This is a genomic window from Nocardia acidivorans NBRC 108247 (assembly GCF_001625085.1).
Lineage (GTDB): Bacteria > Actinomycetota > Actinomycetes > Mycobacteriales > Mycobacteriaceae > Nocardia > Nocardia acidivorans.
Genome location: NZ_BDAW01000012.1, coordinates 57520 through 71388 on the forward strand (window position 1 = coordinate 57520; position 13869 = coordinate 71388).

Annotated in this window: 16 protein-coding genes; 6 read left to right on the plus strand and 10 right to left on the minus strand. The window is 66.2% G+C overall.

The annotated features are described in order from the left end of the window. Positions 1 to 118 precede the first annotated feature (118 nt). Positions 119 to 667 (plus strand): hypothetical protein, encoded by a 549-nt coding sequence (locus NA10_RS06315; protein ID WP_067564566.1) that lies wholly within the window; start codon positions 119 to 121, stop codon positions 665 to 667. Positions 668 to 714: 47 nt separating this feature from the next. Here the strand turns inward: NA10_RS06315 and NA10_RS06320 are convergent, their stop codons facing one another. Then, positions 715 to 1386, minus strand: coding sequence for a class I SAM-dependent methyltransferase (locus NA10_RS06320; protein ID WP_067564886.1), 672 nt, complete (start codon positions 1384 to 1386; stop codon positions 715 to 717). Between the two features lie 73 nt (positions 1387 to 1459). Here NA10_RS06320 and NA10_RS06325 point away from each other — a divergent pair, with 73 nt between their 5' ends. Next, entirely contained in the window at positions 1460 to 2341 is an 882-nt protein-coding gene (locus NA10_RS06325) for a helix-turn-helix transcriptional regulator (protein WP_067564568.1), read from the plus strand. Here the strand turns inward: NA10_RS06325 and NA10_RS06330 are convergent. Then, entirely contained in the window at positions 2336 to 3481 is a 1146-nt protein-coding gene (locus NA10_RS06330) for an FG-GAP repeat domain-containing protein (RefSeq protein ID WP_067564570.1), read from the minus strand. The two genes, NA10_RS06325 and NA10_RS06330, sit on opposite strands and share 6 nt — an antisense overlap. 143 nt (positions 3482 to 3624) lie before the next feature. Further along, a complete protein-coding gene (locus tag NA10_RS06335) occupies positions 3625 to 4785 on the minus strand; it encodes a lactate 2-monooxygenase (RefSeq protein ID WP_067564572.1) in 1161 nt (386 codons plus the stop codon). 79 nt (positions 4786 to 4864) lie between these two features. Between NA10_RS06335 and NA10_RS06340 the strand changes: the two genes are divergently transcribed. Continuing rightward, on the plus strand, positions 4865 to 5923 hold the full coding sequence (locus NA10_RS06340) for an Lrp/AsnC family transcriptional regulator (RefSeq protein ID WP_084514366.1): 1059 nt from the start codon (positions 4865 to 4867) through the stop codon (positions 5921 to 5923). Here NA10_RS06340 and NA10_RS06345 read toward each other — a convergent pair. After that, complete coding sequence (locus NA10_RS06345; protein WP_067564889.1) at positions 5917 to 6711, minus strand: hypothetical protein; 795 nt, start codon at positions 6709 to 6711, stop codon at positions 5917 to 5919. The two genes, NA10_RS06340 and NA10_RS06345, sit on opposite strands and share 7 nt — an antisense overlap. Positions 6712 to 6906: 195 nt before the next feature. On the opposite strand from NA10_RS06345, the gene NA10_RS06350 reads away from it, so the two are divergent. Further along, on the plus strand, positions 6907 to 7566 hold the full coding sequence (locus NA10_RS06350; protein WP_067564575.1) for an RraA family protein: 660 nt from the start codon (positions 6907 to 6909) through the stop codon (positions 7564 to 7566). 100 nt (positions 7567 to 7666) lie between these two features. Continuing rightward, positions 7667 to 8101, plus strand: coding sequence for a hypothetical protein (locus NA10_RS06355; RefSeq protein WP_067564577.1), 435 nt, complete (start codon positions 7667 to 7669; stop codon positions 8099 to 8101). Between the two features lie 50 nt (positions 8102 to 8151). Here NA10_RS06355 and NA10_RS06360 read toward each other — a convergent pair whose 3' ends face one another. From NA10_RS06360 to NA10_RS06370, 3 genes are all read right to left on the minus strand, one after another. Further along, on the minus strand, positions 8152 to 8700 hold the full coding sequence (locus NA10_RS06360; protein WP_169812536.1) for a L,D-transpeptidase family protein: 549 nt from the start codon (positions 8698 to 8700) through the stop codon (positions 8152 to 8154). A gap of 140 nt (positions 8701 to 8840) precedes the next feature. Next, positions 8841 to 9311 (minus strand): NUDIX hydrolase, encoded by a 471-nt coding sequence (locus NA10_RS06365; protein WP_067564891.1) that lies wholly within the window; start codon positions 9309 to 9311, stop codon positions 8841 to 8843. Positions 9312 to 9363: 52 nt separating this feature from the next. Continuing rightward, complete coding sequence (locus NA10_RS06370; protein WP_067564581.1) at positions 9364 to 10035, minus strand: glycosyltransferase; 672 nt, start codon at positions 10033 to 10035, stop codon at positions 9364 to 9366. Between the two features lie 995 nt (positions 10036 to 11030). Here NA10_RS06370 and NA10_RS06380 point away from each other — a divergent pair. Next, the gene (locus NA10_RS06380) at positions 11031 to 11837 is read left to right on the plus strand and encodes an LLM class flavin-dependent oxidoreductase (protein WP_067564584.1); all 807 of its coding nucleotides are present in this window, start codon (positions 11031 to 11033) and stop codon (positions 11835 to 11837) included. A gap of 16 nt (positions 11838 to 11853) precedes the next feature. Here NA10_RS06380 and NA10_RS06385 read toward each other — a convergent pair whose 3' ends face one another. From NA10_RS06385 to NA10_RS06395, 3 genes are all read right to left on the minus strand, one after another. Continuing rightward, a complete protein-coding gene (locus NA10_RS06385; protein ID WP_067564586.1) occupies positions 11854 to 12186 on the minus strand; it encodes a hypothetical protein in 333 nt (110 codons plus the stop codon). A 2-nt stretch (positions 12187 to 12188) separates the two neighbouring features. Continuing rightward, positions 12189 to 13028, minus strand: coding sequence for a MerR family transcriptional regulator (locus NA10_RS06390; protein WP_067564588.1), 840 nt, complete (start codon positions 13026 to 13028; stop codon positions 12189 to 12191). Positions 13029 to 13092: 64 nt separating this feature from the next. Next, positions 13093 to 13716, minus strand: a complete 624-nt coding sequence (locus NA10_RS06395) for a hypothetical protein (protein ID WP_067564590.1) — start codon at positions 13714 to 13716, stop codon at positions 13093 to 13095. Positions 13717 to 13869: the final 153 nt, after the last annotated feature.

Consider the following 13869-nt stretch of genomic DNA (forward strand, 5'->3'; position numbering starts at 1 on the left):
CGACGCGGTGTCCATGGGGTGCCACCGCTATGAAAAATGCCGTGTGCCAAGAGAAATCGGCCGTGCCGGAGCGCGAATGCGGCTCCGGCGGCCGAGGGTTCTTCTATCGTCGAGGGCTATGGACAGCACTGCGCTCCGCGCGGAAGTCGGCCGCCGCCTGGCACCGTGGACGACCGAACTCGGGAGCGATCGAGTCGCCTACACCAACCATGTGCTCCGGGTGCTCAGCCTGTGCGATCTGGTCGCACCCGGGAGCGAGCCCGCACCGAGCGATCGTCCGGAGTTCCTGGCGGCGGCCGTATTTCACGATCTGGGCATCTGGACCGCGGGTACCTTCGACTATCTCGCACCCTCCGAGGAACTCGCCGATCACTGGTTGGAGGGCAACGGCCAGGGCGAGTCGAGCCCGCTGGTCGTCCGGATGATCGACCAGCATCACAAACTCAGATCCGCGGGCAGCGCGGACGATCCGGTGGAGATCTTCCGCCGGGCCGATGCGGTCGATGTCGAGATGGGCGTGCTGGGCCGCTTCGGCGTCTCCCGATCGGTCTACCGCACGCTCACCGAGGAATTCCCCGACGCCGGATTCCATCGCCGCCTACTGCATCTCGGCGCGGAACGCCTACGCACCCATCCGCTTTCACCGCTGCCCATACTCAAGTGGTGAGCGGCGAACGCGGATGAGCGCCGGGGGCCGTCCGCGCGCGGACGGACTCAGGCCGGTCGAGTGGCCCGATAGTAGGTGACCCGGCTGACGTGCCGGTAGACGCGGGAATCCACCTCTTCGCAGTCGAATCCGGCGGTGCGCAGCAAACGTGGGATCCCCTCGCCCAGATTGGCGGCCACGTGGGGGTTCTTCAGCATGCGTCGCGCACTGAATCCGTCGGCGGCGGTGAGGTTTCCGCCGATATCCACCAGATGCAACTGCCCGCCGGGGCGCAGTACCCGCAAGACCTCGGCGGCGGTGGCCTCCTTCACCGCCGGATAGAGGTGGTGCAGCATGAACGCCGACAGCACGTGGTCGAAGCTGCCGTCCGGGAAGGGCAACTCCTGACCGTAGGCGCGCTCATAGCGAAGGCCGCTGCGGCCCTTGCTCTTACGCTCAGCGCGCACGAGGGCCAGTGGATCCGGATCGGTGCCCACCACCTCCGCGCCGGGTTGATCGTCCTTGGCCGCGATGGTGAGATTGCCGGTACCGCAGCCGATCTCGAGCACCCGATCGCCCGGTGCGAGACCGGCCTGCCGAATCAGCGCGCGATGCACCCTGCCGACGCCCAGCGCCCGGGTGAACAGATCGTAGAACGGCAGCATGGCATCGCGCCCGGCTGCGGGGAGGTAGTCGTGTTCATTGCCTATGGCCTGCGTGACCGGAGTATGTTTCGTCATGTCGTCCATGGTCGTCCGCTGGCTGACAAAGTAATTGGGTGATTGTCGGCAGAATCAGGATTATCTTTGGTTCATGTCCGAGCGTACGCACCCCGTCCGATACGAGGCCGGGGTGCCGGTGTACCGCTACGCCACCGACCCGTCCGTGCCACCGCTGTCGGTCATGCGCTTCACCGGCGGCATGATGCCCGCGCACGGGGTTCCGCATATCCACGATTTCCCGGTACTGATGTACATCGCCGCGGGCTCCGAGCATCCGGAGATATCCAGGTCCGGCGATCTGTATGTCGTCGCGCCCGGTGCGGTCATCGACGCCGCGGGGATACCGATGGACAGCGCCTGCGGGGTGCTCTTCGACCCCGCCGCGCTCGGTGACGACACCCGGGCGCCGTGGCCCGCATGGCGCGCGCATCCGCTGCTGTTCCCCTTCCTGCACGGCAATGCCGATGGATTGCTGCGATTGCGTGTTCCGGTGCGGCGACAACCGATGTGGGAGAACACCATCGCCGCCATCGAGGAGGAGTTGTCCACGCGCCGCGCCGGATTCCGCCAGGCCGCCGCCGCGCATCTGACCCTGCTGCTCGTGGATGTCGCGCGCCTGGCCGACGATGTGGTGGGCGATCTGCGCCGCAGCAATGAGACCGTGCTGGCGGAGGTCTTCGATGCCATTGAAAAGGGTTTCGGCGAGCCGATCTCGCTGCGCGATATCGCCCGATCGGTCGGCATGACTCCCGCGTACCTCACCACGCTGGTCCGTCGCCGCACCGGCCGCACCGTGCAGGACTGGCTGATCGAACGCCGCATGACCGAGGCCCGACGCCTGCTCTCGGAGTCGGACCTGCCGGTCAATGCGATCGCCAGGCGCGTGGGAATGCTCGATCCCGGCTACTTCGCCCGCCGCTTCCGCGCCGAGCAGGGGATGACCCCGCGCGCCTGGCGTTTGTCGCGGCTATGAATTATTGCCCAGGAACGAAACCGCGTTGGCGGCCCCGGCGACCGCGATATCGGGCTTTCCATCGCGGTTGAAATCGGCGATCACCGGGGTCTGCGGTTGCCCGATCACCGGATAGCTGTCGGCAATGGTCAGTGTGCCGTCGCCATTTCCGTTGAATACCACCATTTTCGAACTGATGACCGCCGACATGGCCGCGTCCAGGGTGCCATTGTGATCGAAGTCGGCCACCGCGATACTGGTCGGGCCGAGGCCGGACAGATTCACCCGATTCGTCTTCTTGAATCCACCCTGACCGTCGGAGATGAGCACGGTGGTGCTGAAGGAGAACGAGTCCGCCGTCACCACATCGTCGATGCCGTCGCCATCGAAGTCACCGGCCCGCACATCCTCGGTGATGAGTCCGCCGCTGCTGGAACCCTTTCGGGTGAATCCGCCGTCGCCGTTACCGGTGAACACCTCGACCTGTTGCAGCAGATCATTGTTTATCGCGATATCAATCGTATTGTCGCTGTTGAACTTTCCGGTGGTGAACGCCGCGGCCGGACCGGCGATAATGGCCGAGGGCCCCGACTTCAACGTTCCGTCGCCCTGCCCCAGCCAGGTCTGCACACCGGTCGGAATCAGGCTCAGCACATCGGCTTTGCCGTCGCCATTGGCATCGGCGACGATGACCTCCTGCTGTGCGCCCTCCACGGTGGTGTACTTCTTGCCCACCTTGAAGGTGCCGTCGCCATTATTGAGGAATACCGCGATCTGCGTCCACGCCTGCGCGACCACATCGGGCTTGCCGTCGCCATTGAGATCACCGGCCGCGACCGCGCCGTAACCATTCCCGACCGAGCCCACCCGTTTTCCGGGCGAGAAGGTGCCATCGCCCTTGCCCGCCATAATGATCGGGCCGTCACCGCCGAAATCCGCGGCGACGATATCGGGCACGCCGTCCCCGGTGAAATCGGCTCCCACCATTCCGATCGGCGACGGTCCCGGACCCCAGGACGGAAATGATCCGCCCGAGGGTGAGTCGACCGCGGCGGCGAAGTGAATACTGGCCGCCGCCGACGCCGCTGCCGGTAATGCGAGAACGACGGCCGAGAATGCGGCGGTGAACGAGAGACCGGCGCGCAAAATGCGAAGTTGCATAGATGTTCCTGATTCGCAGTGACACCACCATGCGGTGGTGGCCACGGACTCTAGGACACCCGCCACCGGCATTCGCACGCCTTCAATGCTTTTCGGCCTATTGCCGCACTCGCATCGTTTCTCTCGTGCAATCCGCCAAGGAACTAGCGGACGCGGCGCAGCGCGTCCGGGGTGAGGTCGGCCAGGGTGGGATAGCCGTCCACCGCCATGATCAGATCCGCCTCGGCGAGCAGGGTGCGCAGCACATGGGTGATGCCGTCCGCGCCGCCCAGGGCGCACCCGTAGGCGTAGGGCCGCCCGATGCCGACGGCAGTCGCACCGAGGGCGAGCGCTTTGACGATGTCCGCACCCGAGCGGATACCGGAGTCGAACAGTACCGGCAGACCCTCGGCCGCCTCGACCACCTCGGGCAGCAGATCGATGGCCGGAATACCGCCATTGGCTTGGCGGCCACCGTGATTGGAGCAGTAGATGCCGTCCACGCCGCCGTCCCGGGCACGCCGGGCGTCCTCGGGGTGCGAGATGCCCTTCACGAGCAACGGCAGCGTGGTGAGCGACCGCAGCCACGGCAGATCGGCCCAGGTGAGCGGATTGCCGAAGACCTGGATCCAGCGCAGGATCGCCGACTGCGGATCCTCGGCGGGGGATTTGGCCAGACTCTTCAGGAACACCGGATCGCTGAAGTAGTTCGCCAGGCAGTGCCCGCGCAGCTGCGGGAAATTACCGGTGGCCAGATCGCGCGGCCGCCATCCGGTGACCCAGGTGTCCAGGGTGACCACGATGCCCTTGTAGCCCGCCCGCTCGGCGCGCTCGACCAGACTGGCCGCGAGATCGCGATCGGTGGGCGTGTACAGCTGGAAAAACCCCGGCGTATCCCCGAATTCGGCCGCCACATCCTCGAGCGGATCGACCATGAGGGTCGAGGCCACCATGGGCACACCGGTGCGGGCGGCGGCTCGCGCGGTCGCCAGATCGCCGTGACCGTCCTGCGAACACAGGCCGATCACACCGATGGGAGCCAGGAAAACCGGTGCGGGCAGGGTCATTCCGAACAGCTCCACCGACAGATCACGCTGCGCCGCGCCCACGAACATGCGGGGGATGAGCCCCCACTGATCGAAGGCCGAGACATTGGCGCGCTGGGTGCGCTCATTGCCCGCGCCGCCGGCCACATACGACCACACCGACGGCGGCATGGCGGTCTGCGCCCGCGCCTCCAGCTCGTCGAAGCTCACCGGCAGCGTCGGCACCACACCGCGCAGGCCGTTGAAGTAGATCTCGTTCTGGTAATCGCCGAATGCCATGGCGTCCGCTCCAGTCTCTCCGCGTAGAGGGTCGACTCGATTGTGCGAGACTGGACGGCGAGGCCGAAGGAATCGCAGGATGTCGCCAGAAGGACCGGTGCCGATGCAGGATGAAGCCAGACTGCTGACCGAGGAGGAGCTGGCGCTCATCCACGCCCTGCAACTGCGGCCGCGCGCCTCCTGGACCGAGCTCGGCGGCGTGCTCGGCGTCGACCCGGTCACCGTCGCCCGGCGCTGGCAGCGACTGAGCGAGCGGGGCACAGCCTGGGTGTGCATGTCACCGGGGCCCGCGCTCTACGATCACGTCTGCGCCGCGTACGTCGATATCGACTGCGCCGCAGGGGAAACCGCGACCGTGGTGGCCGAGCTGGCCCGGCATCGGCATATGCTCACCCTGGAACGCGCCGGAGGCAGCAACCGCATCTTCGCCACCGTGGCCACCCGCGATTTCGATCAGATGGCCCGGTACACCCTGGACGTGCTCCCGGCGATCGCGCATATCGCCGCCATTCGCACGCAGATCGTCACGCACTGGTTCGCCGAGGGCGGCAGCTGGCGTATCGACGCGCTGGCCCCGGAGCAGCGCAATCGCCTGCGCGCGCCCGAGGTGAGCAGCGCCGCCGAGCGCGGCCGTCGCCGCATCACCGCGGTCGATCGGGCCATGATGGGGGAGCTGTCGCGGGACGGGCGGGCCGCGCACCGGGCGGTCGCCGCGGCCCTGGGCACCAGCGGCTCCACCGTCAAGCGCCGGCTCGATGAACTTACCCGGCTCGGCATGGTGAGCTTCCGCTGCGATTTCGCGCGTTCGCTGGGCGGCTGGCCGGTGGCGGTCACCTATCGCGCCACCGCGCCCACCGCCGCACTCCCCGAGATCGGTTACGCCCTCATCCGCCTACCGCAGACCCGCAATTGCGCGGCCGTGAGCGGTACCCACAATCTCATCCTGCAGGCCGGTCTGCATTCGGTCGCAGAGGTCACCCGTTTCGAGAATCAGCTCGCCACCACGCATCCGGGCCTGATGGTCACCGAACGCACGGTGACCCTGCGGCATGAGAAGCTGCTCGGCCGAATCCTGGACTCGCACGGCCGATCCCGCGATATCGTGCCGCCGGATATCTGGGCGGACGCGGCTCAGTAGGCGGCATTCAGATACTCCGCGGCATGGGTCGTCCACAGCACATCGGTACCCGGCATAATGTGTCCGGAGTAGCGCACATGCTCGCCATCGGGCCACGGGGTCAGATAGCCGAGCAGGCCGCGCACCGCGGCGGCGTACCGGTCGATATTGGCAATCGGATGCCGCAGCAGGAAGTTCAGTAACTCGTGGAACAGCAGTGGGGTGAGGTTTCCGATGCGCGCGCCCTCCACGAGCGAGAACGGCGAGATGGCGGTGTCGATACCGCGCAGCGGTGAATCGGCGGGGGAGGCGGTGATGATGTCATCGGGATTGGCGTATTCGCGCACATCGATTCCCACCGGCCACGGTCCGTGCCGTCCGTGCAGGCCGTAAGTGTCGGAGCCGCACAGGTTTCCGACCGATTGCCCGGGCCCGCGCAGCGGATTGGCGATATTGACCACGAACGCGATCTCCAGCGGTGAACCATCGGTATTGGTGTACCGGCCCGCGCGCACACCGTCGAGAATCGTGCTCGCGACAATGCCGCCCAGCGAATAGCTCAGCAGCCCACAGATATTCGGTGAACCCTGAATGGCTTTCACACCCGCTGCCACGCCTTTGCGCACCGAGGTGTCCAGCGACGGGCCCCATACCTCCGGATCTGGTCCGATGGCGGCGGGCCAATCGGGTTCGAAGGCGGTGAACTTGGCCGGGTCCAGCAGTTTGGCCACATCGTGCAGCATGCCCGCCGGTGTGCCGTCGGTATTGCGCTGCTCCCCGGTGCCGCGCAAAGTGATGATATCGATCATGATCATTCCCCTTCGGGGCCGAGCCGTTCGGCTCCCGAGATCACGTTAGGACTGGTCAGCGCCCGAAACCTGAGTAGCGCACTACCCGAAATCGCCGTGTGCGGGCGAGCGTTTCCCGCGACTCGCCGAATCGGGCCGTGATCGGCCAGTAGGGTCGGGGGACCACCAGCATTCGAACCTCGAAAGGCGTCGCTCATGCTCGCCGACCGATTTGCCGAAGCCTTCCACACCGTCGATACCACCGCACTCTGCGATGCGGACAAATCCCTGCGGGTCATGGACAGCGCGATTCGACCGCGCTCGGCCGTCACCGGAATCCTCGGACCCGCGTTCACCGTGCGCTGTCAGGACGACTTCTTCGGCGTCCTACGGGCCATCGAGTCGGCCTCGCCCGGGGATGTCGTCGTCGTGGACGGCGGCAGCAGTGAAATCGCGCTGGGCGGAGAGCTTTTCGCACGCGGTGCGCTGGTGCGCGGCCTCGGCGGGATAATCGTGGACGCCGGATATCGCGATATCGGGTATGTGCGCGAGTGTGAGCTGCCGGTGTACAGCCGATTCGTCACCCCGATGTCCGGTTCCACCACCGAACTCGGCGAACTCCAGGTCCGCGTCACCTGCGGGGGAGTGCCGGTGAGCCCCGGCGATATCGTGCTCGCCGATGCCGAGGGCATTGTGGTGGTCGATCCGGCGGAGATCGAATCCCTTTTCGCCGCAGCGGCATCGGTCAAACAGGCCGAGGCGCGGGTCATCGCCAAACTCGATGCGGGCGCGACGCTCAGCGATTGCGTGAATATCGACGCCCATGCCGCCGCACTGCGCGACGAGGCCGACTCCGCCCTCACATTCCTGGTCTGACCGCCCCGCCTCCCGGTACACCGCTCGTACGTCCGGTACCCTGCCACCCGGTTCGATGATCTGTCCACGATTGGTCCGGAAATCCGAAAGACGGGGCACGATGAGCGGATTGGAAGTTTCACGCGGGGCCGGTACGGCGGTCGCGGCGGCGTGTATCGCGGTATCGATGGCGGCGCTCGCGCCGCAGGCGAACGCGGCGGCCACACCCAACCTGTCGGTCGCCATGACCGGCGGCGGGCCGGTGAAAATCGCCTCGGTGGGCTGCGGGCAGACCGCGGTCGCCACGGTGAAGATGCCCGATGGCACGCCGGTGACGCACGGGCGCGTCGAATTCACCAGCCACCTGGCGAATATGGGCGGCAATGTGGTCGGCACGGTGCCGGTGACCGATGGCACCGCGAGCATTTTCTGGGTTCCCGGGGTCGAGGGTCAGCACACGGTGAGCGCGTTCTATTTCGACGATTCGTCGGATACGCGACCCGCCGTCGGTCAGACCACCATCAACGCGGTGAATCTGAACGGTGTGTGCGTCTGAGTTTGCGCGCTGTCTGCTCCGGCCCGAATTCGATTGGGCCGGAGCTTTTTTCAACTCGCGTACATTCCGATGACCGGCCGCCGCGCCGGTTGCAGGGTGGCGATCAGGGTGCGCATCACATCCTCGGAGACCGCGACGCATCCGGAGGTCGGTTCGCCGATAGCGCCGTGCAGGAAGAATGCCGAACCCGCGCCGGGCAGCGCCGGGGAACGGTTGTAGTCGATGACGATCGCGTGGTTGTACTGCGGATCCACCCGGCCCAGGTTCTCCGCGCGGGTGGTGTCGAATGGGCAATCCGGCGCGGCGCACCGGTATTCGGTGTTGTACAGCGGACTCTCCACATCCGAGACCCACCACCAGGTATTGGACCGGTCGATCGCCAGATAGGGCAGTTGCGCCGCCGGATCGGGGCGGCGGCCGAATCCCTCGGTCAATGTGAAGGTGCCTTGCGGGGTGAAGGCGCGGCCCTCGGCGGCATGGGGGGAGATCCCTTCCGCACCGACCCACGCGGGTACCGCGAAAGTGCGCTTCCAATCCCGGAGTCGATTCCGCTGCCACAACTCCAGGGTCGCGCGCGCCTCGCCGCGGGGTGCGGTCACCCATACGACCTGTGTGCCGGGCACCGTATCCGGATCGAATGGCGGTTTGTCCGGATTTGCGCGGGGTAAAAGCGCAATGCCCAATCCAACGACGAATACCGCCATGATCCACCGCCCTGCTGTTCGAACGCCGGTATCGGTCAATCCCGCTCGCGTCCCCGACTGTCTCCGGCCGTCACCGTCCAGCCTGACAGGCCGAAATGCTCACCGCGCCGGAACAGATCCAATCCGATGCTCGTATAGGGAACCGTGTCCTCCGGGATGGCGTCGATCGGGAACCAGCGCAGGTCCGAACACTTGTCCGGTTCGGCATTGAACGGCTCGCCCGACCAGGTGTCGGCGTGAAAGAAGAATCCCACCCGGCTCTGCCGATCCGGGGGCTGATAGTGCACCGCATTCGCCATTCGAATGTCGCTGCGGGACAGCTCTATCCCGATCTCCTCCCGCGCCTCTCGAATCATCCCCGCCTCCAGATCCTCCTGCGCCTCGAGCTTGCCGGACGGCAGATTCCAGAGCCCGTCCGAATAGCCGGTATTCGCCCGCCGCGCGAGCAGGACCTCATCCCCGCGCGTCAGAATGAGCAGAACATCGACGAAGCTCGTATACGGCATCGGCATCTCCGTTCAAGTGCGGCTCGACCGGGCGCGAGCGCGAAGCGGCGCATCAGCACGTCGACCGCCGAGGTCGCGGACGGCATACGGGCAATCTCGGAGCGAATGCGTTCGGCCGCATCACGATACGCGCTGTCGGCGAACAGCAGGCGAAACTTCCCGCGCTATGGCGTCGGGAGTCACCTGTGCGGAGGTGAGCACCCGGGCCGCGCCCCGCTCGCCGGACGGCGTCGGCGGTCGGGAATTGGTCCGCACCGCGGGGCGAGAGCATCAGCGGGAGCCCGTGCGACAGGGCCGTGAGCGTGGTGCCCGCACCGCCGTGGCAGAGCACCGCATCGCAGCGGGGGAGGCACGCGGCCAGCGACAACCACTGTGCGATATGGATATTGGGCGGTTGCGGGCCGAGTGCCGCCGGATCGGTCTGGCGGCCGACGGTGACGATGATATCGGCGTCCAGGGTGGCGAGGCCGCTCACGAGGGGCTCGTATGCGGCGGGCTGGTTGACGATCGGGACGGTGCCCAGCGAGACGTACGCCACCGGGCGGACGCCCAGCCGCGAAACCCATTCGGGCAGTTCGTCGTCCCGGCTGCCGGAGATCGCGGGCCGGATCGGTGTCGATATCTCCGCGGCCGGGCCGCCGTCGGCGCGCAGGGTGACGCCGCAGGAGACCGAACAGTGGTGGCGGACACCCTGGTGTCCGCCCTGCCGGCCTCCGCCCGACATTCCCGGGATTGCCGTCGCGGTGACCGGGGTTTCGGGGCTACCGGTACGAATTACTTTATCTCGCAATGCCGAAGTCGAATTGCCTGCGGCGAGGTGCCGGGGACTCGCCGGAAAGGGCTGTGCAATCGCCATGATTGGTCGTACCCTGTTCGCGTAAGTACAACCCGGAGTTGTTCTCCGCTCCGGACTTCTCCGCCCTTGATCCACTCCAGACCCCGGTGGCTCTGTTTCGAATCCGACCGAGTATCACCAGGCAATGGGATTGGATATGTAATGGGCTCGCCAACCAGAACTGTCGCGTCAGCACCTGTCCGGAGCATCGAAAGTGTTGCGGTACAAGGCATTCGAATGGCTCGCAGCAGGGTGTCCGTGCTACGGCTGATGCGAGAGTTTCCCGGTGTTCCATCCGCCACGATCCGGGCTGTATTCGACGATGTGCGCGCGGGCCTACGTCCGCATCTGGCGGATTCCCTCATCGAGATGACCGAATTGGTGGCCCGTGCGCGGATTCGACAGACGGTGTCGACCGATTCGAGATCCGGTAGCCATTCGACCGAGTGTGATATTGCCCAGTAAGTCCTGTTTGTGAATGTCGAGCCGCCTGTGGGCGGCTCGACATCAGGTGCGGCGCCGCCTAGGCAATGGCGCGCGCTGATATCCCGGGGCGCGCGGATGCGGGTCTCGGAGCCCGGGGACGCGACCGCGAGCACCTGCTCCCACCCGCTGATCCCGCAGGCACTCGTTGTGCACCCCCGGCCCGATCATGCCGGTCGCGCCGAAGTGGATTACCTTCATGCGCGCATCCTGCCCCAGCGGTAAGGGGATCGAGGGGACGCGTCGGCGACGGCTACGCCGCGATGGGCCGTGTCGATGCGGCGCATTCCCCCCACCGATGAATTTCCGGTGACCGCCTCGTCTCTGGTTGTACAGAGGGAGATGATCATGGGTAGGCCATCGGCCAGTGATCTCTCCGACCGCAGAGAGGAATTCGGGGTATGACGAGACCGTTTCGATTCGGGGTGGTCGCCCCGATCTACACCGATCTGCCGACGTGGCTGGACCGTGCGCGCCGGATTGCCGACAGCGGGTATTCGACGCTGCTGATGCCCGACTTCCCACTGTTGCAGCCTGCGCCCGGCCCCGTACTGGCCACCGTCGCGGCGCTGACCGATCTGCGCGTGGGTTCTTGGGTGTACGCGTCTCCGTTGCGTCCGTCCTGGCTGACGGCGTGGGAGGCGCATTCACTGTCGCTGATGACGGGCGGCCGGTTCGAGATGGGGATCGGCACCGGCAGGCCGGGAATCGAGGACGAACTCCGCGACCGGGGCATTCCCGGCGTTCCACCACCCAGCGAGCGGCTGGCATCGATCCGCGAAACCGTGACGGCGCTCAGGGATTTCGACGGTCCCGACCGTCACACCCCCGTGGCCATGGCCGTCTCCGGCCCGAAGGCCCGCGCGCTGGCCGCGGAGTTCGCCGATACGGTCACCTTCCCGCTGGGCACCCAGCCGCGCGCCGAAATCGCCAGTCTGACCGCGAATTTCCGCGCGGCGGGCACCATCGAACTCGCTCTCGCCATCCCGATCATCGGCGACTACGTCGCACCCCACATGGCTCCCCCCGGCACCGACCCCGCCCCATTCCACGCCGCCGACGCGGTGATCGCCCTCCCCGATGATCCGGCGGCCGCCGCCGAGGAAATCCAGCGTCGCAGAGAAGAACTCGGCTTCTCCTACTTCGTCTTCGGCGCCGACTACGCCGACCGATTCGCCCCACTGGTCGCCAAACTCACCGGAACATAGGCCGTCGCAATCCCTTTCAGCCGACGGCCGGATCGCTCAGTGCGTACATGATCAGCGAGGTGATCGCCGCGATACCCGTGAGGCAGGGAATGGCTCCGAAGCCGACCAGGAATCGAATATTGCCGGAATCCCAGCCGCGAAGGTGCATGCGCACGGAGCTGACCAGCGTACTCGCCAGCCAAATCGTCAGGGCGAGAATAGGCCCCACCCAGAGGCCGAAGGTGAAGAGGGCATACAGCGAGCCCACGAGGCAGATAGCGGTCATCCCGGTGCCCGCTATCACGCCGACCATCACCTCCGCGCAGTAGTGAACCCGGGTCCATACCGTCCGGCGGGTGTTCGCGTTCATCACTACTCCGGGGCGTGATCGGCGGCCAGGAATTTGTCCACTGCCGCGAGGTCGTTCTCGGTGGATTCGAGGAGTCGTTCGTTGAGCACCGGGATCGGCCGCTCCAGCCAGGTGGGGCGTTCGCCCTCGGCGGGCAGTAGTTCGTGTCGTTCGGCGAATTCCTCGGCGAGGTGCCGCACCGATTCGCGCAGGGCGCTGACCACCACCCCCTCGGCCAATCCGGTCAGCTCCTCCAATAGTGCACGGACCCGGTCGAGTTGGTCGGTCTCGGTGCTATCGGCCTGAATGCGCGGCCAGAGTGTGCGCTCGAAGATATCCCCGAAGTCGGCCGCGATCTGATCGGTGTGCGCTCGCAACCGCACGATCTGATCGAGCACCTCACTCGGCGGTATATCCAATTCCGCGACCCGCAGTCCGCTGGTGAGCGCCCACCGCCGCGCCTGCGGCCGCCCGCGCCGCCACCGAATCAATCCGAGCTGAGTCGCCTTGCGCAGCAACGCCGGTCGCAACCCCTTGGGCTTGATCATCAACCGGATGTCCCGCAGCCCGAGCGGAACCCAATCCTCCGGACCGCCCGGCAACGCGAGCAGATCCGCCACCGTGGCCCCCTGCTCCCGGGCGGACAGCAACTCGCTGATCGAAGCCAGCGAAAATCCCCGATCCTGTAGCCGCTGAACAACTTCCAATCGCTCCAGATGCGAACTGTCATACCGCGCCACCCGCCCCACCCGCCGCGGCGCATGCAACAACCCCTTCGACTGATACATCCGCACCGTGCTGGTGGGCACCCCAACCCGCCCAGCCAACTCCTCGACGGTGAGGTCCACATCTGCCGCTCGCATGCATCGAGCATCGCCCCATGCATTCAAATAGTCAAGACTCTTCTAGTAAATGCTGGAACCATTGCTATTTATGCTGAGCACGGCATCGGGATGGCCATTCGAATGCGTCCGGGGCTCGCTCGATGCGCTGAAGAAGCGCCCAATCGAAATCTGCCCAGTAGATCCGGTCGCGCCCTGTTTCAGGGTCGATCGCTCGGCAAACGGCGAGGTCTCCGACGGCACCCCAGCCGTCGACGAAATCCGTCTGGCCCAGGGATCCGTCATGGAACTCGTCCCAGGTCCACGACCACGCGGGCAGATCGGCGGCGGATTTCACCTGCGGCCGCTGGTGACCCGGTTGGCGGAGCAGCTTCCTGAACAGGACGGAGTGCTGCTCGAGTTCCATCCATTCGATCCGCAGGCAGGGCCAGAAGGGCAGATCCCATGCTGCATAACGAATCTCGCGGTCCCCGGGGTATTCGACCCGCTCCGCAACCGGTGCCCCCCAAGCATCCGCGTACTCGGCGATCGTCCTGAAGCTATTGGTCGGATTCGCGAACCACCACCGCTTCTCCGCTATCTCGGCCTCCTCACGAGTGGCCCCCACCCGAGCAAGCAGGGCCGCAGCCTCCGCCGGGGCACTCGTGCACATCGCGTTCAACATCGACAGCTGGAAGTCGTGCAGTGTCGTCACGGGTTCGCCGGTCAAAGTCCCTCCCCGTCAGCGCAATCCAGACCGAAGGTACCAGCGCGAACGAAATGTCGGCCGGAATCAGGTTGGTGCGCTGGGCTTGGCTGGCGCGTTTCCGGGTGGAGTCGGCATTCCTCGAGAGCAATCCGGATCATCGGGCTCGGCCCGGAC

Coding starts and splice junctions, on each gene's coding strand:
- NA10_RS06345 (WP_067564889.1), bottom strand. CDS start 6,711: ATGATCGATATCATCACTTTGCGCGGCACCGGGGAGCAGCGCAATACC.
- NA10_RS06355 (WP_067564577.1), top strand. CDS start 7,667: ATGAGCGGATTGGAAGTTTCACGCGGGGCCGGTACGGCGGTCGCGGCG.
- NA10_RS06315 (WP_067564566.1), top strand. CDS start 119: ATGGACAGCACTGCGCTCCGCGCGGAAGTCGGCCGCCGCCTGGCACCG.
- NA10_RS06365 (WP_067564891.1), bottom strand. CDS start 9,311: ATGCCGTATACGAGCTTCGTCGATGTTCTGCTCATTCTGACGCGCGGG.
- NA10_RS06385 (WP_067564586.1), bottom strand. CDS start 12,186: ATGAACGCGAACACCCGCCGGACGGTATGGACCCGGGTTCACTACTGC.
- NA10_RS06320 (WP_067564886.1), bottom strand. CDS start 1,386: ATGACGAAACATACTCCGGTCACGCAGGCCATAGGCAATGAACACGAC.
- NA10_RS06330 (WP_067564570.1), bottom strand. CDS start 3,481: ATGCAACTTCGCATTTTGCGCGCCGGTCTCTCGTTCACCGCCGCATTC.
- NA10_RS06350 (WP_067564575.1), top strand. CDS start 6,907: ATGCTCGCCGACCGATTTGCCGAAGCCTTCCACACCGTCGATACCACC.
- NA10_RS06380 (WP_067564584.1), top strand. CDS start 11,031: ATGACGAGACCGTTTCGATTCGGGGTGGTCGCCCCGATCTACACCGAT.
- NA10_RS06370 (WP_067564581.1), bottom strand. CDS start 10,035: ATGTCGGGCGGAGGCCGGCAGGGCGGACACCAGGGTGTCCGCCACCAC.
- NA10_RS06325 (WP_067564568.1), top strand. CDS start 1,460: ATGTCCGAGCGTACGCACCCCGTCCGATACGAGGCCGGGGTGCCGGTG.
- NA10_RS06390 (WP_067564588.1), bottom strand. CDS start 13,028: ATGCGAGCGGCAGATGTGGACCTCACCGTCGAGGAGTTGGCTGGGCGG.
- NA10_RS06335 (WP_067564572.1), bottom strand. CDS start 4,785: ATGGCATTCGGCGATTACCAGAACGAGATCTACTTCAACGGCCTGCGC.
- NA10_RS06340 (WP_084514366.1), top strand. CDS start 4,865: ATGTCGCCAGAAGGACCGGTGCCGATGCAGGATGAAGCCAGACTGCTG.